This window comes from Coleofasciculus sp. H7-2, from assembly GCF_042747725.1.
Taxonomy (GTDB): domain Bacteria; phylum Cyanobacteriota; class Cyanobacteriia; order Cyanobacteriales; family FACHB-T130; genus FACHB-T130.
Window position 1 is genome coordinate 182,847 of record NZ_JBHZGO010000040.1, and the last position, 18,714, is coordinate 201,560.

An 18,714-nucleotide genomic window follows, 5' to 3' on the forward strand; every position below is an offset into this window, starting at 1 on the left:
AAACTAGATTATTTTCATCAGCATCAAGTCCAACTGTGAATACCGAGCAGCTGCGTCAATCGGTCAAAGCTAAATGGCTAGACTACTACCAGAAAAATCGCCACTGGCTCAATCGTCTGCAAGTCTGGGTGACATCTGAAGGGCAAAGACGCCCTACCTCTAGCTTCATTGTGGCAACGCTATCGACGCTAGACCCACAATTTACTGAAATGCTTCCTCTAATGGTGGATCTCAATGCAGATCCCGATCGAATTGTGGCAACCTTAGGGCTAAACTTCGATCCCGATTTGGAGCTAGAGGCAGTACCGGCTGAGCAAACAAATGCAGATGAAGTCAAAATGCTGCCTGCTGCTGCTAATATCGCCCAATCACCCAGTCGCATCGCTGCCAAGGTGGATGAATCTTGCGAGGGAGTTTACAAAAAGCATCGCTTTCCTTGGCAGCGCTAAAAGTTAACAAACGCTCGGAAGACGCTGCCAAAACGAAGGATGCAGAGATTGTCGCTTTTCTGCCAGATTCTGAGTAATTTGTCAATAGTTATGAGTCATTAAGTCAGAATTTCTTTGTCCATCGAATGACTAATAACTAATAACCTTTTGACTAATGACCAATTAAAAATTTGAGAGGAAACCTTTACTATGACCCTTGCTAATACAGAACCGCAAGCGCTTAATTTTGAGTGTGAAACTGGAAATTATCATACATTTTGTCCTATCAGCTGCGTAGCTTGGTTGTACCAAAAGATAGAAGATAGTTTCTTTTTAGTTATCGGGACGAAAACCTGTGGCTACTTCTTACAAAACGCGATGGGGGTGATGATTTTTGCGGAACCACGCTATGCGATGGCTGAGTTGGAAGAAGGAGATATCTCGGCTCAGTTGAATGATTATGAAGAGTTGAAGCGGCTGTGTTTGCAAATTAAACGCGATCGCAACCCCAGTGTAATTGTTTGGATTGGCACCTGCACCACCGAAATCATCAAAATGGATTTGGAAGGCTTGGCACCCAAGCTGGAATCCGAAATTGGCATCCCCATTGTGACGGCTCGTGCGAATGGTTTAGACTACGCCTTTACCCAAGGGGAAGACACCGTGCTAGCGGCGATGGCTGCCCGTTGTCCCGATAAAGCGCCCGTGGTAGAAACTGAGAAGAAAGAAAGGAATGCGATCGCTTCTCTGCTCAACTTCGGCAAAAAGAAAGAAGATGTCGCCGCAGATGAGTCGGAATATGTCAAGCATCCGCCACTGGTTCTCTTCGGTTCTCTCCCCGATCCCGTTGTTACCAATCTGACACTAGAACTGAAAAAGCAAGGTATAAAAGTTTCTGGTTGGTTGCCATCCAAGCGTTACACCGAATTGCCAGTTCTGGAAGAAGGCTACTACGTCTCTGGCATGAACCCCTTCCTCAGCCGCACCGCCACCACGCTGATGCGTCGCCGCAAGTGCAAACTCATCGGCGCACCCTTCCCGATTGGTCCTGACGGCACCCGCGCCTGGATTGAGAAAATCTGCTCGGTGTTTGGGATTGAACCCAAAGGACTAGATGAACGGGAAGCGCAAATCTGGGCAAATTTGGAAGACTACCTCCAGTTGATTCGCGGCAAATCTGTCTTCTTCATGGGCGATAACTTGCTGGAAATCTCCCTGGCTCGTTTCCTGGTGCGCTGCGGCATGACTTGCCCGGAAATCGGCATCCCCTACATGGATAAGCGCTATCAAGCCGCTGAGTTGACGCTGCTAGAGAAAACTTGCCACGAAATGGGTGTACCAACGCCTAGGATTGTGGAGAAGCCAGACAACTACAACCAAATTCAGCGCATTTACGAACTGAAGCCAGATTTGGTAATTACTGGTATGGCTCACGCCAACCCGCTGGAAGCACGGGGAATTAACACTAAGTGGTCGGTTGAGTTCACTTTTGCTCAGATTCACGGCTTTACAAATGCTCGTGACATTCTGGAGTTGGTGACTCGTCCGCTGCGCCGAAATAACAACCTCAAGGATTTGGGTTGGGATAAGTTGGTGAGGGAAGAAGCGAAGATTTAGGAACCTCACAAGAACAGCCCCTCTCCACTTTTCGGTGAGGGGTGTAAGAGATAATGAAGAATAGGAGCGATCTGAATGCGATCGCTCCTATTACTTTTATCACTAGCAAAATCTATGAGTAGAACACCCTCTTCCGATGAAAGCCGTGAGATGTTGAAATGGCTGAACCGCAATCGGCAACAATTAAAAAATTACGATCATCAATATATTGCTTACAATGCTAAGGGAATAATTGCTCATGGAGAAAATTTGCGAGAAGTTTTGAATTTGGCAGAAGGTTCTGGAGAGATTTATTCTATTTATTTAGTGCCTGGTTTTACTGGGTTAATATTTTTTCCAGGGATGAAGATTTAAAACGATAAGTCGAGCCAGCCTGATATAAAGGATCGAATGGCGATCGCTCTTTTTTTTACGAACCGCAAAGACGCCAAGGACAAGGGAGGAAGAGAGGGAAAAGAGCGATCGCTTTTAGTCAATGCCACAACATAAATATTTTTATAAGCTACAAGATTCCGGTCGCCTATCATTGACCTTAAACTATCCGCTTGTCAGTGGGAAGATGTGAGCGCTAACGCTACATCCTCACTTTAAGTAACTCATAGTCATTAACCCAAAAACAAATATGTCAATTATGGCATAATTCTAGCTCCAGATTACTAAAAGCACTGGAAAGTACTCTCAAAAATTGCCAAGCCTCTTCTGAGTGTCCTACTTAGGCTGAATTCCCTAGTGAACTGAAGAAGGAGTTATTTTAAAAAACAGACGCTACGCGATCGCAATTCTTCCTCTCGCCAATCTCAAAGGAAGCGATCGCACTCCCCTTTTTTGCACTTGCGTAGCATTCCACCCCAGTTGAGTCATAGCCAGCTAGAATTAAATGAAAACTTTGCGCGATCGCTCTCGTGATCGTTACCGGCACTAAAACGAGTAGGAGAAGAAAACTGTATGAAAACAAAATTCTCTTTGGTAGCGATCGCCTCTAGCACTGCGATCGCCAGTAGCATTTTATTGGGTTCAGTCAGTTCCGCTCAACCCTGTTCTCTTAGGTCTACTTATTATCGGGAACGGTACGAGCAAGCGAGTTGGTTACGCTCTCCGTTGGCAGCAGTCATTACATTACCTGGAATTGCTCTTGCAGCAGCACTATATCTTGGCGGTCGTTCCTACCAGCGGTAGGCAAATTTGAACCGTACCGCAGGCATCTCACCTGTGCGATCAGGACGCAGCAGAATCAAGCGATCGCACTTGCATCTGGCGTTGCGTTTTTCGCAGCAAAGTTGCTTGAGAAAGAAAAGACGCGATCGCTGTCCTAGCTCCAAACCAAACCCTGATAAGAACAGCGCGAGTATGCGATCGCCCCAAGCCCTACCTAAAGACGGCTTTCTCTATGCCGTTGTCAGATAGCACGTTATACTGTGTCGTGTTATTCCTGCTCAACCTGACGCAGCGAGGCTGTCATGGGCGCTACTTTACGACAGATTGCCACGTATCTAGACAACCAAGGTTGGAAATACCATATCGATGAAGAAGCGTACCGAATTCTGACAGGTGTGCAAGCTGAAAACGTAGACGAATTCTTAATTGTTGTCCAGCTGGATGAGGATGGGGAATTTTTTAAGGTATTTGCTCCCCAAGTTATATCTGGAGTTAAAGACCATCCTTACAAAGAAGCGCTCCTCCAGACAATGCTGTGCATTTCCTGGGAAACCAAAATGCTGCAATGGGAATATGACCCAAACGATGGCGAAATCCGTGCCATCATTGAGTTTCCCTTGGAAGATTCAAGTCTCACCGAAAAACAATTCAACCGTTGTTTGTCAGGTTTAATTCAAATTATTGATAATGTAGCGATGCCTCGTCTGAAAGAGGTAATGGCAACCGGCAAAGATCCAGGCGATCGAGAAATGGGAGAAAGACTACTGCTCACCCTTCAAGAAGAAGCTCCTGGCTTACTGCAAATGTTAGAGAGAGCAATGGAAGCGCGTAAGAAGCGGGGAATATTCCCCTCTGAATAGAATCTGAATCCGAGCGCGAAGATCGCTATACTCCAAAGTAATAACCTTAGTATTGAAAAGCGAATTTCCTGGGGCTGGACGACTATGACATCCTATGCAACCTCTTCTGCTAGAGCTGAGATGAGCGAACTCCGGCGTTTAAAAACCTTACTGCCGCCAGAATTGCAAAGCTGGGTAACAGTCGAAGGAACGACTGAAGTGAATCCACCCCTGATCCGCTGTGAAGAAATTGGCAAGGATCAAATCGAGGTTCAAATTGATCTGGTGAAATGGGATCAGCTAGCACTCGATCAGCGGAATTTGCTGTTTTGGCACGAAGTCGCCCGAATTCAAAACGACACCATCCCTAGAGATGGCTGGGAAATGGCGGCGCTAGCGATTGGTTTAGGCGGTGCTGTCGGCGAACTGTGGGTGCAAGATGGCTTGCTGTTGATATTAGCCTTGGCGTTGTGTGGCGTCTCAGGCTGGAGATTGTATCAAAAAAATAGTGGGGAGAAGCAGGTAAAAGAGATGATTGAAGCGGATGAGAAAGCGATCGCGCTTGCCACCCGCTTTGGTTATTCCCTCCCCAACGCCTACAAAAGTCTGGGTAGCGCGTTGAAAGCTTTACTAGAGCTAACCCCAAACAAACGGCAACGGAGCAAATACGAAACGCGGCTTTCTGCCCTCAAGCGTAGTGCTGCCAAAGCCAAAGCTAAAGTCAAAGGCGCAGCGAACCCTTAACTTAAACCCTTATCGTTCCCAAAATTTCCCAAAAGCATTGAATTTTGGGAATACAGAGCATTCACCAGCTCGTTCTCAGGCTCAACCTCGATTCTATAAACCGATCCCCAACCATCTTGGCTAGCAAAGATGGGTTGGGGATAAATTCAGAAATGATGACTATTTCAACGGATTTGATATTACTTAGCCGAACCGTGCTGCCGCCGCTTGAGCCAGAAACCACCTAATCCTAGTAACACTAGCCCAGCATTGGAAACTGGTTCTGGAACCTTTTCTAGCGGCTTTACGGGCGGAACAAATCCAGTTAACTCTGCACTACTAGCCTTAAATGAGTAGAGAAAGCTGGGAATCAAAGTTTCACCCGCTGGGCACCCTTGGTCAATAGGTACCTGAGTGCCACCCGTGCAAACATCAAACTGGACATCGTCACCATTTTGAGTAACGCTGAAGTCGTTATCGGTACCCAACAACAGAGCATAGGAACCATCGGCGAGTTGAGGGCCAATTGCCAAACCTTCAAACTTTTCTGGGATGACCTTAAAAGCATCTGCCAAAGCATCTGCAATGTCCAGAAACAGAGACTTATTCACAGCATTTACGCTAACTGGTAGCATATTGCTGCCTGCCAAACTGATGCTGCTGACATCCGTGGCATCGGTCAGGTTAATCTTGTAAACCCGTTTGCTGCCAACAGGTTTGCTGCTTGCGGTGTCTTCCACGCCCAACCCTCGATTGTCCCGTTCCAGCACCAAAAACTCCTTGTCATTCAGCGCTGTAATAGCACTAACGCCAATGTTGCGACCTTGGGCATTCTTCTTGAAATCATCTTTAGTACCGGGAATGCGCTCGTTGATGTCTGCAATAGTTTCTAGCTGGTAAATATACTGAGCGACGCTCTCACCCGTCGCCGTGTTAAATTCCACCAATCTCACGTTACGGCTGTAGCGTCCATCAGCAGACCCTTCGTTAGACCCTTCGTTAACCAGGGCGTCTTGCAGAATTGCATATAGTTTGGTGCCATCAGGGCTGAGAGTCAACCCTTCAAAACCTCGGTTATCCTGGCGACCGCTGGTAATCGTTCCTTGACCATCCACATAGTTGGAGCTGCTGCCAACTTTTGGGATAATATTTTCTGGTGTCTTAAACGCCCTGATGAACGAACCATCTGAACTAAACTCATATACAGATGGACCGTATTCGTCGGAAACGTAGAAATTGCCATTAGGGGCAACAGCAAATCCCTCTGGATCAAAACTGAGACCGAGAACTCCAGCATCGCTGTTGAGTAGGCTGGGGTTTAATCCGTTGAAGTTTTTACCGTTTTTAGTAAACAGAATGGTGTCTAGCAGCTTGAAGTTGCTGATTGCCCCCGTGTTTGGGTCAACATCTAGAGAAAACTTCTGGATTCGCGTGTTGTAGCTAATAACACCTCCCCCAGGTCCCCGGTCAGGGAGGCTGTAATATACGTTTTGATAGCGGTCGTAGTAGAGATCCGAGAAAAGTGCCAAACGGTTGACGTTGGCACCACCCATGCCGCCATTGAGAGGAGATAGATCCGTACTGTTACCTGGAATCGTGAGATTGTTGACCAAGGAAACTGCGTAAGCAGAGGTAGTATTTGCCGCGATACTCACTACAGATATCGCCAGGGAGCAACTCAACGCTGAAAGCCAATGCCTTGATTGAACCATGTCCGACCCCTAGAAATTTTACTTTCTCAGCATCAGACTTTGACTTTAAGATGGGGTTTAGAAAAGTTTAACGACAACCTTAAATCAAGTGTTTACACAGTAATTTCACATAAAGTCCGTTCTTCTTCATACATTCTTCATACAACCACCGTGTTTGCTCGTAGTTTTTTAATAAGTTGAGATTGTCAGAACCTTTTGAATCAAAGTTGATCCAGCATTTTGTGAGTTTGTGGCACAACTCGCACTTGCTTGAGACTTCGCTTCATTAATGCCTGCCACTCCAGAACCTGCGCGGGCGTTGGGGCAAACACTGGCAGATGATGGGGCATTGGTAGGGGTGTCACTGGCTGTAAAAACACCGGGATAGCGGGGCTAACTGCTGCCACCAATTCAGCTGCCTGTTCCAGCTCAGATGGCTCAGTTTGACTAGAAATAATTAATTTGACAAAACTATCAACCTGTGAATCATGACAAAGCTGGAGAAATTCCCCGTGCGCTTTCCACCGCTGTTCTCCACTGACGCTAGGCAGCTTCATATCCATGCCTACAGAGTCTAGGAAGGGCAAAATCGGGGCTAGTTGTTCTGGACGATGACCGCCGGTTTCCAGGTAGACTGGCAATCCTGTGGAGTGGCGCAAAGCAGGCAGAAATTTTACCAGGAAGGGAGCATGAAGCAGCGGTTCGCCGCCCGTGAGGCTGATGCTGTCGTGCAAACCGGGTTGATTTTGCCGTTGAATCCATTCTAGTAATACTTGGCTAGGCACTGGATTCGAGTGGGTTTCAAAGTCTCTTTGCCCAGGTGTTAGCTCCACGCTACACTTATCTGGAGCTAACCAGGTGTGGGCACTGTCGCAAAAGTGGCAGCGCAGGTCGCAGATGGCAAAGCGGATAAATATTTGGCGGGTGCCTACATTCAGTCCTTCGCCTTGAATGGCGGAGAAGACTTCAATCAGCCGCGCAGTGGGATAGTCGGCAGTTTTAGGGATCATTTTTGCTCTGACTTGAGATGCGACTGGTTCGCTCCGTACTCGGTTTAGTCTAAGGTGTCTACTAATCCCATTATCTGCCTTGAGTTCCTGATTAACCATGCTGGAAGTAGGCTTGACTTTCCGCGTGCTGTTAAGTGCGATCGCTCTTAACAGCTGTTTAACCAGCCAGTCTTCTCACCGCTTGATAGTTCTGCTGATATTGATGATTCCGGTCGGTAACTGAAATAACTCAGCCTTAGCTACAATTTTTAACCGCCGCCAAGCTGTTTGCTCGATGATACCCGCAGAAGCGGGTTCAAAAAAAATTTCTTAGTACAACTCGCTATTTCAGTGCTAGTATAGACTCTCGATGAACTTGATTGAGGTGAAATTATCTCAAAAAAATAAAATAATCTTTACAAAATTTTTTAATGAAGTTGAATTGACTAATCTCAAATATTTTTCAAAATATTAAGATGGCACCTTAGTACCAGGTTTACATGGTTGGACCGCTCCCCGATGCAGATTTTCGGATTACGTTCTTCAACGACACTCCTGTAGTCCAACTACCCCCTCGGCTTACTGTTCTTGAGGCCGTGGCTTTTAAGAAAAGCTGTCAGCAATTCTTACAAGAGAGTGCCGTTACTCAGCAATTAGTTTTTGATTTGAGTCAGACCACATTTATCGATAGCAGTGGCATTGGTGCGCTGGTCAGTAATGTAAAGCTAGCGCGGGAAAAAGGAGTCGAATTGGTACTCCGGGGTGTCCATCCTCAAGTGATGGCAGTGTTATCGATGACGGGACTGGATCAGGTTTTGACGATCGAGCCGCCAAGCCAAAGCGCAACGACAACCCCTGGCAAAAAATCAGAAAATCAGCTACCGACGACTCATCCTTCCGTGCGCTCGTGGATTAAACGTGGTATTGACGTGGTGGGATCGCTGGTGGGTTTAGCGATCGCGGCAATTTTGTTGATTCCCATCGTCATTGCCATTAAGATCGACGATCCAGGACCGATTTTTTTCAGTCAAATCCGTTGCGGTTGGATGGGAAGACGGTTTCAGGTGTGGAAATTCCGCTCAATGTGCGTAAACGCGGAAGCACTGAAAAACACAATCGAGAATCAAGCCAGTGGAGCCTTTTTCAAGAATGAAAACGATCCGCGAGTAACGCGAGTGGGTCGAGTTTTACGGAAGACGAGTCTGGATGAACTGCCGCAGTTTTGGAATGTCCTGAAAGGGGAGATGAGTTTAGTCGGTACTAGACCCCCGACACCCGATGAAGTGGAACGCTACGAAGTTCCGGAATGGCAGCGTTTAGATGTAAAACCGGGAATGACGGGTGAGTGGCAGGTGAATGGGCGATCGCAAGTACGCAATTTTGAAGACGTGATTCGCTTGGATTTGCGCTACCAACAGAACTGGAGCCTGATCTACGACCTCAAGTTAATTGTCAAAACAATCCTAATTTTATTTCGCAAAAACAGTGGTGCTTATTAGGAAACCTCAATTACTTCTGTTAATGACAAAGGAACAACCAATAGCACAATCCCGCCTTCAGGTGGAGACGGATTTAAATGCTTTAACAGAAGTTTTGCAATGGTTTGAGCAACTTACTCTACCCCTACTGCCCTATGAATTATGGTGGCAGTCCCAGGTAGCCTTAACTGAAGGGTTTACGAATGTGATTCGCCACGCTCATTCTTCATTGCCCCCAACCACCCCAATTCAGATTGAGGTAAAAGTCTATATTGGCTATTTGGAAATGCGGATTTGGGACTATGGAAAACCGTTTAATTTGCCAGCAAAGCTGCAATCAAAGCTGCAATTAGTGGGTCAAAAGGATTTTGATCCGCTGGAGAATGAAGGGGGTCGGGGTTTAATATTTATGCAACAATTCACAGATGAACTCGATTACACGCGAATGCCTGACGAACGGAATTGCTTGTTGATGCGAAGAAGAATTCGCTAAAACTGAAGAACATTCGCTTTCTCATCGAGGTGCTGCTGCCTCGCACAACCGGGAGTGAATCTCATTTACAATAGCGATCGCGCTTGTAGACCGAGAAAAAGCAGATTCTTACTCAAAGACGATGCGCGATCGTACCAACATACCACTACCCCCGATTAGACTAGGTAGAAGCTTGGTGCTAAACATTTGGTAAGACCTAGATCATGCGGATATTGATTTACTCCTACAACTATCATCCGGAACCAATCGGCATTGCCCCCTTGATGACCGAACTAGCGGAAGGTTTGGTAGCAAAAGGTCATCAAGTGCGAGTTGTCACTGCCATGCCAAACTATCCGCAACGGCGCATCTACGACGAATATAACGGGAAATTGTACCTAACAGAACTAATAAATGGCGTAGCCATTCAGCGCAATTACGTCTGGATTCGCCCGAAACCGGGTTTGATAGATCGAATTCTATTAGATGCCAGCTTTGTCCTGATCAGCTTAGTCCATGCCCTCAAAGGCAGGCGACCAGACGTGATTTTGTTAACCGTACCGCCCCTGCCAGCTTCCGTTCCAGCCGCGCTACTGGGATGGTTACACCGCTGTCCGGTGGTGTTGAACCTCCAGGATATTTTGCCGGATGCCGCAGTTCATACGGGGTTGCTCACCAACAAACGGATAATTGCCATCTTTGAAAAGCTAGAAAAATTTGCCTACCGAACCGCAACGAAGATTAGCGTCATTGCCGATGGATTTGTTGATAATTTAGTTGGCAAAGGAGTCCCGGAAAGCAAAATTGCGTTAATTCCCAACTGGGTCGATGTTGAATTTATTAAACCTTTGCCCAAAGAAAATAATTATTTTCGAGCCGCTCACCAACTTGACGGCAAATTTGTGGTTCTCTATTCCGGTAACATCGGTCGCACCCAACCCTTAACGACTTTGATCGATGCGGCAGCTCGCCTGCGACATATTCCAGACATTTCTGTGGTGATTGTGGGAGAAAAAGAAGCCATAGATGACTTGAAGTTATACAGTCAAAAAGTGAATGCGCCAAACGTGTTGGTACAGGGATTTCAAGACCGCAAAAAATTGCCGGAACTACTGGCAGCGGCGGATGTAGGGTTGGTGATGCAAAAGGAAAACGTGATTTCCTTCAATATGCCTTCTAAAATTCAGGTGCTGCTAGCCAGCGGTAGGGCGATTCTGGCTTCTGTTCCCGCTAGTGGTACGGCAGCTAAAGCAGTGCAGCATAGCGGCGGCGGCGTCGTCGTTCCCCCAGAAGATCCTGAGGCTCTGGCGGCAGCAATTTTAGACTTATATCAAAATCCTGACAAAGCAGAAACCCTGGGTCAGCAAGGCAGACAATATGCTATAGAAAATTACTCCTTCGAGCACGCCTTGGAGCAGTATGAGAAGCTGTTTGATGAGGTTAGGCTTCATTGATCTAGAATGAAAGCAAAATGGTTATCGGTTTGAAGTGGCGATCGCGCGATGCCTAGCGTTTATATCCTGGGAACCAGAGATCGCCCAAACCCCAAGGCTTTGTCCTTAACATCTGTCCCGATAGCCCTACGGAGTTCCTCGCCCAATGCGCGAACAGGTCTTAGCCTGGTTAGCAGATCGTGTCCCTGCCGCTCGAATCAAACATATTCTAGGCGTCGAGCAGATGGCTATTGAGCTAGCGCTGCATTATCAACTCGACGTGGAAAAAGCCGCTACAGCGGGGTTGATGCATGACCTAGCGAAATACTTTAAGCCTTCGGTGCTGTTGCAAATGGCACGAGAAGAAGGATTGGAATTAGACCCGGTGGATGAAGAAAATCCGCATCTGTTGCACGCAGATGTCAGTGCAATTGTTGCCAGAGACAAATTTGGAATATTTGATGAAGAAATTTTGCAGGCAATCCAGGATCACACCTTAGGCAGACCGGGAATGAGTGGATTGAGTTGTATCGTGTTTTTGGCTGATACTCTGGAGCCAGGAAGAGGCAATACTCCTGAGTTAGAAGCTTTAAGACAAGTTGCTTGGCAAAATCTCTACAAAGCTGTTTGGCTAACTTGCGATTATTCCCTGAAATATCTACTCGATACTCGTTGCTTAATTCACCCTCGAACGATCCGTAGCCGTAATTGGGCACTTCAAATCGCTAGCAAAAAGCAGCAACCCGAAGCATAAAGGATGAAGGATAAATGAAATGAAAAGTTAAAGGAAGCCATAAAAAGCTGAAGATCGATTCAAAAATTAAAATAGAAACTTCAGCATTTCTCTAGTACAGTGGCTGTGAGTTGAATCAATTTTGAAGGAAATTATAGGTGTTTTTGAACAAGGAAATCAGGATTTAATGTCAGAACAGTTCAAGGTAGATTCCTCTCTTGAGAGCGAAGCATTCATCTCTAACGGAACCGACACGAATGCTTCTGCTCGATTGGCTGTCAATGCAGATAAACGAAAAGCAAGCAAAGAGCTGGCTTTGACCGCTGCCAGAGCCGCTGATGACCGCAAAGCGGCTGACATTGTATTGCTCCAGGTGGGAGAGGTATCCTACCTGGCGGATTACTTTGCGATCGCTACCGGCTTCTCCAGAGTCCAAGTGAGAGCGATCGCCCAGTCGATTGAACAGAAAGTAGAAATGGAGTTGCAACAGCTGCCTCTGCGGGTGGAAGGAAAGGCAGAGGGCAGCTGGGTACTTTTGGACTACGGGGATGTAATCATTCACATCTTGTTGCCTCAAGAGCGCGAATTTTATAATCTGGAAGCGTTCTGGGGTCATGCTGAAAAAATCGATTTCTCAGCATCGTGAGGCGATGGGAAAGTAAAACATGATGGAAACTCCAGTTTCAGTTTGCCCAGTTCCCACTGAACAACAACCGCTCAATGAGTACCAGGAGTTGAAGGATTCCTGGTTCTTTCGCTGGGTAACGCTGGAACTGGGAGGATACATCAAAAAGCTGGCTTGGATTTGGGGTTTGGGCTGGTTCGTGGCAGCACCGATGGCAGAGGCAAGCTTTGCGCCGGGAAAGTATCTGAGCAAGTTTATCCTCAGTGGTGCAGCAGGAGCGAGTCTGGGAGTGGTGTTGGTACTGGTGCGACTGTACTTGGGTTGGTCTTACGTGCGATCGCGCTTAGAGAATCAACAAGTATTTTATGAAGAATCCGGTTGGTACGACGGTCAGTGCTGGACGAAGCCAGAAGAAATTTTGACGCGCGATCGCTTGATCGTCACTTACCAAATTCAACCAATCCTCCAGCGGTTACAGCGAACCTTTGTCTTGCTTGCCTTATTTTTCTTTGCAGGTAGTCTAATTTGGTACTTTCTGTAATTAGGCATTAGGTCATTGGTCATTGGGTAAGAGGTAGTGGATAGTGAGTAAAGGGTTCAAAATCTACCGACTACCTCAAAACAAGCGATCGCCGGTTACTGAACAACTAACAAAAAGTGATAAAGTCTTACCCATGACAAGGGGAAAAAGAAATCAATCCGCAGAACTGGAAGTTCGGTTGCTGCGCGAAGGCATTATTGAATCAACCCATCGCGCCCAAGCGGTCGTCTGTGACAACCGAGGGCGCGTTCTATCGGTAGCAGGCAGCTCGGAAACCGCTGCTTTTGTTCGTTCCGCGCTCAAGCCATTTCAGGCGCTGGCAGTCACGACTACCGGCACCCTGGAACGCTACAAGCTGACGGATCGAGACTTAGCAATTATCTGTAGCTCCCACAAAGGCACGACCGCCCAAGTCCGACAAGCTTTTAACGTTCTTTGGCGCTCGGATGTTGACCCATCAGCACTTCAGTGTCCAATTCCCGAAGGCAAACGGAGTCCCCTGGAGTATAACTGTTCCGGGAAACACGCTGGAATGCTTGCCGTTTGCCAAGCAAGGCATTGGCCCCTGAATACCTATTTGCAGCGCAACCACCCCGTTCAGCAGCTAATTTTAGGCAAAGTTGCCGAATTGCTGCGAATGCCTGCTGTAGAGTTCATCAGTGCCCACGATGATTGTGGCGCTCCTACCTACTTCATGCAGCTGGGGCAAATGGGTACGTTGTATGCTCAGCTTGCCTCTGGTAACAATTTGGATATGGAGCGCATCGTCCGCGCCATGACCCATCACCCAAATATGGTGGCAGGAGAAGGGTTATTTGATACAGAACTCATGCGTCTGACCGAAGGAGAAATCATCAGTAAAGGTGGTGCTGAAGGGATTCAGTGCATCGGTCGAGTTGGCGAAGGCATGGGACTGGCAATTAAGGTGACGGATGGAGCAGGGCGGGCAAAGTATGCCGTTGCTATTCATTTACTCAAGCAAATGGGTTGGATTAGTCCCACGGTGGCGGAAACCCTGTCGGAAACCTTTATGAGCTTGAGCAAATTCAAGCGCCTAGATGTAGTTGGGGAACTTTCGATGCTGTAGTTGCCACATTCCTGAATTTGCGTTATAGTAAATAAGTTGGCAAGACAACGCGGGATAGAGCAGCCTGGTAGCTCGTCGGGCTCATAACCCGAAGGTCAGTGGTTCAAATCCACTTCCCGCCACCAAATAAAAAAGTAAACAATCCCTGCAATCCCAAAAGGTTGCAGGGATTTGTTGTACGCTGGTTAGCAGATATTGGTTACATTTAAATATTTATGGCTGTAAATTTGCGGCGTCCGATTTTAGTTGGGGGAATTGGTCTTTCATTCTCGCTTTGGCTGTTGCAGAGTTTTCATGACTCAGCCGGGACAGTCGGTGAGTTTAGTGTAATTGGCGCGATCGCACTCGGTGCTGGCTTATGGTTGTTCCAGAAACAGACAGCCAAAGAGCTTCATCTGCCAGATGTCAGCCAGATGGACAGGGAAACGGTAGAAAAAGCGATCGCTCAAACCGAAGGTACGATTAGCCAGCTAGAGGCAGAGGCAGAAAACCATCCGGCAAATGCTCAGCTAAGAGAACGACTCGCCAAAATCACAACTGAAATCGATCGCCAGGAGATGCATCTGGCTGTGACTGGCGGAAAGTCAGTCGGCAAATCCACCTTAATTCAAGTTCTAGAGTCAAGCTGGATATCTCAACAGCCGCAAAAACTCACCTTGCAAGAGACACCCGCTTTATTCACTGCAACTGACCGAACCCCCCAACCCCCTTCCCCTAATCGGGAAGGGTTGGGGGAAAGGTCAGATTTGGTGCTATTTGTTACCAATGGAGATTTGACCGATCCAGAATATCAAACCTTACAGCAGCTAGCGGCATCTAAACAGCGTGCAATGCTGGTTTTTAACAAGCAAGACCAGTATTTACCCGAAGAACGCGCCACGGTGTTGCAGCAATTGCGGCAACGCATACAAGGAACGCTGACGCAAGAGGATGTAGTGGCTGTTGCTGCTTCCCCCAGCGCCATCAAAGTGCGTCAGCATCAACCGGATGGTTCGGTGCGGGAGTGGATGGAAACCCCAGTCCCTGAGATGACAGCGATCGCGGGTCGGTTAAGCCAAATTTTAGCCCAAGAAAGTCAACAGCTAGTTTGGGCAACGGCTTGGAGGGCAGCTTATGCGCTGAAAGCCGAGGTGAAATCTGCATTGAATGAAGTGAGACGCGATCGCGCCCTTCCCGTTATCGAGCAATATCAGTGGATTGCTGCCGCCACCGCCTTTGCTAACCCCGTGCCCGCCTTGGACTTGCTGGCAACCGCTGCCATTAATGGTCAGCTAGTCATGGATCTCGGTAATCTTTATCAGCAAAAATTCTCTCTCCAACAAGCGCAAGCGATCGCTGGGACAATGGGTAGCTTGATGCTCAAGCTTGGTTTAGTCGAGCTGACCACTCAAACCGTTGCCAGTGTTCTTAAGAGCAATGCCATCACATTTGTCGCCGGAGGAGCAGTTCAGGGCGTCAGCGCTGCCTATCTAACCCGGTTAGCGGGTGTGAGCTTGATTGAATATTTCCAAGCGCAGGAAGCCGCTACGACTGCAGAAGGGCGTCCTTTGAATCTCGATCAGTTGCGCGAAACCTTGCAAAAGGTGTTTCAGCAAAATCAACGAGTTGCTTTCTTGCAAGGATTTGTCAAGCAAGCCGTGGGGCGTCTGGTGCCAGAATCACCCCAGAGAGCGATCGCGGGTAACGAGATTGCTAGTTGTTAGCCACGCAGTAGGGTGAGCAATGCCCACCCTACTATTAAAATATTTTATTCATATCAAAATTTGTACTAGCTCGAAATCAAGTCATCATTTATAGTAATAGTCACTAACGTTCTTGAATCCTCTAATTGAATTTTGAAAGAACTTTAAGGAAGCCGAATGTGTAGGATCGCAATCGGGAAATCGAAAAACATCTGTAAAAACTTCTTTAAGCTTATGAATAATTTTTTACCCATTGCTTACTTTCAGAACAAATTTGTCCCTTTTAGCGAAGCCAAAATTTCTATTGCAACTCAGGCTTTGCACTATGGAACTGGAGCGATTGGCGGATTAAGGGGGATTCCCGATCCTCAAAATAATCAGCAAATTTTACTATTTAGATTAGACCGTCATTGCCAAAGGTTAAGTGATAGTGCTAAGTATTTACACTATGATTTACCATCTGCCAAAATTCGAGAAGTTATCGTTGATTTGGTTAAAAAGAATCAACCAAGCAAGTCTTTTTATGTCCGACCTTTAGTGTATAGTTCGGGCTTAGGAATTGCCCCCAGACTCCATAATATTGAGAAAGATTTTTTAGTTTATGGAATTGAGCTAGCAGATTATTTATCTCCCGAAGGAGTCAGCTGTCGAATTAGTTCTTGGTATCGACAAGAAGATCGCAGCTTGCCTCTGAGAGGCAAAATCAGCGCCGCATATATTACTTCTGCCTTAGCTAAAACTGAGGCGGTAGAGTCCGGCTTTGACGAAGCGATTATGATGAATTCTCAGGGAAAAATTTGCGAAGCCTCTGGGATGAATATATTTTTGGTGAGAAATGGGCAACTGATTACCCCTGGATTTGAACAGGATATTTTAGAAGGAATTACCAGAGACAGTGTCCTAACAATTGCCAGAAATTTAGGAATTAAAACCATAGAAAGACCCGTTGATAAATCAGAGCTTTTTATCGCTGACGAAGTTTTTCTTAGTGGGACTGCTGCCAAGGTTGCGCCAGTAAAAAAAATTGAAAATTATCAATTACCAGAAAGCAAACCGATTACTGAAAAACTGCGAGAAAAACTCATAGCAATTACAGAAAATCGAGATCCTGATTATCAAGATTGGGTGGATGCGATCGCTCTTGAATAAGAGAATCCGTCAGATGTAGAGACAAGGCTTCAAACAACCATCCACCCTTGAGCCTTCTGTTTCTCGCAGTCGAAACGTGCATCTATTGTAGTTTGACACCGCGTTGACGAGTGCGAATCAGGAATAATGCGATCGCTACCAACCCGATAATCGTGGACGGTTCGGGTATCCTAGCGTTAAAAGGATTGTTTAGCAGCTGCTCTTTTCCATTTTCAACCGAACGGTTAAAACGGTCTTTCTGAGCTTCCGCAATTTTAAGAGCCTCTCGTTGCTCGTCATTGACCAGTACAATCATGGACGAGTAGGGAGTCACAATTTTGTAAGTTTTAGCGATCGCATGAATGGCATCAAGTTGAGCAATTTTTCCATCCATCTGTTTGCTTAACCCCAAAACCATTTGCCGCGCCGCCAGAGGTTCAAAACCCTGAGTATTGGAGTTTTGAGGTGCATCAACAGTCTGGCTATTATCCGGGGCTTTTTCCATAAACCAGGCATAGCCATCCACCACGCTGACTACAGATGACCCTAACGCTGCCTTCGTTGCCTGTCGCTGCAAAACTTCGGAAATTTCGGTACACACACCGCCACCACTTTCTTGAATGGCTTTGAGAGTGGCATCGTCATACGCAGGTGACAACGATCCGAGATGCACCACCCACAAAGGTGCAGGCATTACTGGCACATCCTTGCGATTGTCTGATAACTCGTAACCGCTCTCATCCGTCACCAATAAGATGCCATCGTAGGGCGTATCGCCCCGCATCTGGGTAAACTGCCGCAGCATTTCCTTGGGTTGTATGCTGCCGTAGAATGTCATCTTCATGGCATTGAAGCGACTGAGATCGTCGATGCGCTGAGGTTTTGCACCAGGAGACGCACTGATATACAAATCGGCATCATTGTTAGCGAAGATGTTGTCAGCAAAGCCGTGTTCTTTCAACCAGCTAAAAGTCTCAGTCAGTTTCCTGGTATGTGCTGCCATACTCCGGGAAGCATCGAGAATGACCGCAAACCGCTTCCCTTGGGGCATCGAATAATCTTTTGCCGCTAATGGCTTGGCTGAGATTTGGTAGCCATCTGGCAAGTTAACCTGATGCACACTTGGCCGATATTGCCCAGTTGCTGATATAAAAGGTTCCAGCCAATCATCGCCAAAACGTGCCACCACTTCTCCATTGCGGATGCGCTGGGTGTCCTGATTCCAAAAGATGTTACGCTTCTCCCCTAGCTGGGGTAATGCCCACCCTTTCTCTTGTCGCATGACTTTATATGTCAGCCACAGATGCATCTCGGTTGGTTCATTTTCTAACTCCGCTTGCTGCTGTGGCGATAAGTAGGGAGGAATAGGAAAGGCTCTCAAGCGATATTGAAGAGGTCCAACTTGCTCAAGTAAAGCTGGATCGACGGGACGCCAACGGCTTACCTGTGAAGTATAGACTTTCTGAGCGGCACCGCGTGGCGAAACCTTAAATGGAAAGCGCTTGGCTAAGTTCTCGCTGTCGCCCAACCACAAGCCTGTAATTGCAGCGCTTTCTGGCAAAGAAAAGGAATAGAATATTTCCTCAACATCAGTGGTTTGGTTGGCATACACTTCGTAAAGTTCCACATCTGCCCAGTCGCCCTGTGGTTTAACGGTGACTTGTTGCGATCGCAACCACACCTTTTCCTGGTTAATATTCAGCAACCCTGCCTTTGCATCGTCCAAATTACCAGTAGATTGCAAGGCTTGTTGAATTGCCTCTCGTTCCGCTTTTTGAATCGGCTTGTCAAAAAACTGAGCGTAAAGCTTTCCGGCTTTTTCCATATCTCTTACGGAGCCGTTGTATAAAAACGGCGACATCAGCTGATTGTAGCTGTCTTGGAAGAACTGGGAAAGCGATTCTGGTAAGCCAAAGACGCTCTTATACATGAGGTGGATATGATCATTTTCTTCTGAAGTGCCTAGTGGGACTTAAACTAAAATCAAAAGTCAATGGAAGTATAATACTGTAATAACAGACATTTCACGTTGAGGTTTGAGGGATGAAAGAGACAACTCCCGCCGCTATGCCCCCTTGCTTTGACAGATGGTG

At 46.9% G+C, this 18,714-nt stretch carries 20 protein-coding genes, 1 tRNA gene and 1 pseudogene; 18 read left to right on the forward strand and 4 right to left on the reverse strand.

The genetic code is table 11. From position 1 onward, the window contains the following. Positions 1–35 precede the first annotated feature (35 nt). From ACFW2W_RS10675 to ACFW2W_RS10685, 3 genes are all read left to right on the forward strand, one after another. Entirely contained in the window at positions 36–449 is a 414-nt protein-coding gene (locus tag ACFW2W_RS10675) for a DUF5331 domain-containing protein (RefSeq protein ID WP_378177113.1), read from the forward strand. Positions 450–638: 189 nt separating this feature from the next. Next, the gene (locus ACFW2W_RS10680; RefSeq protein ID WP_378177116.1) at positions 639–2,045 is read left to right on the forward strand and encodes a ferredoxin:protochlorophyllide reductase (ATP-dependent) subunit N; all 1,407 of its coding nucleotides are present in this window, start codon (positions 639–641) and stop codon (positions 2,043–2,045) included. A gap of 114 nt (positions 2,046–2,159) precedes the next feature. Next, positions 2,160–2,399, forward strand: coding sequence for a DUF5678 domain-containing protein (locus ACFW2W_RS10685; RefSeq protein WP_378177119.1), 240 nt, complete (start codon positions 2,160–2,162; stop codon positions 2,397–2,399). 397 nt (positions 2,400–2,796) lie between these two features. Here ACFW2W_RS10685 and ACFW2W_RS10690 read toward each other — a convergent pair whose 3' ends face one another. Further along, positions 2,797–2,964, reverse strand: a complete 168-nt coding sequence (locus ACFW2W_RS10690) for a hypothetical protein (RefSeq protein ID WP_378177122.1) — start codon at positions 2,962–2,964, stop codon at positions 2,797–2,799. 26 nt (positions 2,965–2,990) lie between these two features. On the opposite strand from ACFW2W_RS10690, the gene ACFW2W_RS10695 reads away from it, so the two are divergent. The 4 genes from ACFW2W_RS10695 to ACFW2W_RS10710 all read left to right on the forward strand — a co-directional run bounded on the left by ACFW2W_RS10695 (position 2,991) and on the right by ACFW2W_RS10710 (position 4,783). Further along, positions 2,991–3,221: a hypothetical protein gene (locus ACFW2W_RS10695; protein ID WP_378177125.1), complete on the forward strand. Its 231-nt coding sequence runs from the start codon at positions 2,991–2,993 to the stop codon at positions 3,219–3,221. 33 nt (positions 3,222–3,254) lie between these two features. Next, positions 3,255–3,449, forward strand: a complete 195-nt coding sequence (locus ACFW2W_RS10700; protein ID WP_378177128.1) for a hypothetical protein — start codon at positions 3,255–3,257, stop codon at positions 3,447–3,449. Between the two features lie 53 nt (positions 3,450–3,502). After that, entirely contained in the window at positions 3,503–4,060 is a 558-nt protein-coding gene (locus tag ACFW2W_RS10705) for a hypothetical protein (protein ID WP_378177131.1), read from the forward strand. 84 nt (positions 4,061–4,144) lie between these two features. Beyond that, the gene (locus ACFW2W_RS10710) at positions 4,145–4,783 is read left to right on the forward strand and encodes a DUF3318 domain-containing protein (RefSeq protein ID WP_378177133.1); all 639 of its coding nucleotides are present in this window, start codon (positions 4,145–4,147) and stop codon (positions 4,781–4,783) included. Positions 4,784–4,962: 179 nt separating this feature from the next. On the opposite strand, the gene ACFW2W_RS10715 is transcribed toward ACFW2W_RS10710, so the two are convergent. Together ACFW2W_RS10715 and ACFW2W_RS10720 are read right to left on the reverse strand one after the other, a co-directional pair. Then, positions 4,963–6,474: an esterase-like activity of phytase family protein gene (locus ACFW2W_RS10715; RefSeq protein WP_378177135.1), complete on the reverse strand. Its 1,512-nt coding sequence runs from the start codon at positions 6,472–6,474 to the stop codon at positions 4,963–4,965. Positions 6,475–6,674: 200 nt separating this feature from the next. Beyond that, complete coding sequence (locus ACFW2W_RS10720; protein WP_378177138.1) at positions 6,675–7,463, reverse strand: 7-carboxy-7-deazaguanine synthase QueE; 789 nt, start codon at positions 7,461–7,463, stop codon at positions 6,675–6,677. A 97-nt stretch (positions 7,464–7,560) separates the two neighbouring features. Between ACFW2W_RS10720 and ACFW2W_RS10725 the strand changes: the two genes are divergently transcribed. The 11 genes from ACFW2W_RS10725 to ACFW2W_RS10775 all read left to right on the forward strand — a co-directional run bounded on the left by ACFW2W_RS10725 (position 7,561) and on the right by ACFW2W_RS10775 (position 16,642). After that, a complete protein-coding gene (locus tag ACFW2W_RS10725; protein WP_378177141.1) occupies positions 7,561–7,686 on the forward strand; it encodes a hypothetical protein in 126 nt (41 codons plus the stop codon). Positions 7,687–7,942: 256 nt separating this feature from the next. After that, positions 7,943–8,941: an anti-sigma factor antagonist gene (locus ACFW2W_RS10730; protein ID WP_378177144.1), complete on the forward strand. Its 999-nt coding sequence runs from the start codon at positions 7,943–7,945 to the stop codon at positions 8,939–8,941. 22 nt (positions 8,942–8,963) lie between these two features. Next, the gene (locus ACFW2W_RS10735) at positions 8,964–9,413 is read left to right on the forward strand and encodes an ATP-binding protein (RefSeq protein ID WP_378177147.1); all 450 of its coding nucleotides are present in this window, start codon (positions 8,964–8,966) and stop codon (positions 9,411–9,413) included. 203 nt (positions 9,414–9,616) lie between these two features. After that, complete coding sequence (locus tag ACFW2W_RS10740; RefSeq protein WP_378177150.1) at positions 9,617–10,846, forward strand: glycosyltransferase family 4 protein; 1,230 nt, start codon at positions 9,617–9,619, stop codon at positions 10,844–10,846. Between the two features lie 145 nt (positions 10,847–10,991). Then, positions 10,992–11,579, forward strand: coding sequence for a bis(5'-nucleosyl)-tetraphosphatase (symmetrical) YqeK (yqeK, locus tag ACFW2W_RS10745; protein WP_378177153.1), 588 nt, complete (start codon positions 10,992–10,994; stop codon positions 11,577–11,579). A gap of 166 nt (positions 11,580–11,745) precedes the next feature. Further along, the gene (gene rsfS / locus ACFW2W_RS10750; RefSeq protein WP_378177217.1) at positions 11,746–12,204 is read left to right on the forward strand and encodes a ribosome silencing factor; all 459 of its coding nucleotides are present in this window, start codon (positions 11,746–11,748) and stop codon (positions 12,202–12,204) included. Between the two features lie 19 nt (positions 12,205–12,223). Continuing rightward, on the forward strand, positions 12,224–12,724 hold the full coding sequence (locus ACFW2W_RS10755; RefSeq protein ID WP_378177156.1) for a CGLD27 family protein: 501 nt from the start codon (positions 12,224–12,226) through the stop codon (positions 12,722–12,724). A gap of 133 nt (positions 12,725–12,857) precedes the next feature. Then, positions 12,858–13,811: an asparaginase gene (locus ACFW2W_RS10760; RefSeq protein WP_378177220.1), complete on the forward strand. Its 954-nt coding sequence runs from the start codon at positions 12,858–12,860 to the stop codon at positions 13,809–13,811. A gap of 48 nt (positions 13,812–13,859) precedes the next feature. Then, positions 13,860–13,936: transfer RNA gene (locus ACFW2W_RS10765), tRNA-Met, on the forward strand. 90 nt (positions 13,937–14,026) lie between these two features. Then, positions 14,027–15,514 carry a YcjF family protein gene (locus ACFW2W_RS10770; protein ID WP_378177165.1) on the forward strand — a complete coding sequence of 496 codons (1,488 nt, stop codon included), beginning with the start codon at positions 14,027–14,029 and terminating at the stop codon, positions 15,512–15,514. Between the two features lie 213 nt (positions 15,515–15,727). Further along, a complete protein-coding gene (locus ACFW2W_RS10775) occupies positions 15,728–16,642 on the forward strand; it encodes a branched-chain amino acid transaminase (RefSeq protein WP_378177169.1) in 915 nt (304 codons plus the stop codon). Between the two features lie 82 nt (positions 16,643–16,724). Here ACFW2W_RS10775 and ACFW2W_RS10780 read toward each other — a convergent pair. Further along, positions 16,725–18,575: pseudogene (locus ACFW2W_RS10780) on the reverse strand (TIGR02921 family PEP-CTERM protein); the annotation flags it as partial. Positions 18,576–18,714 lie beyond the last annotated feature (139 nt).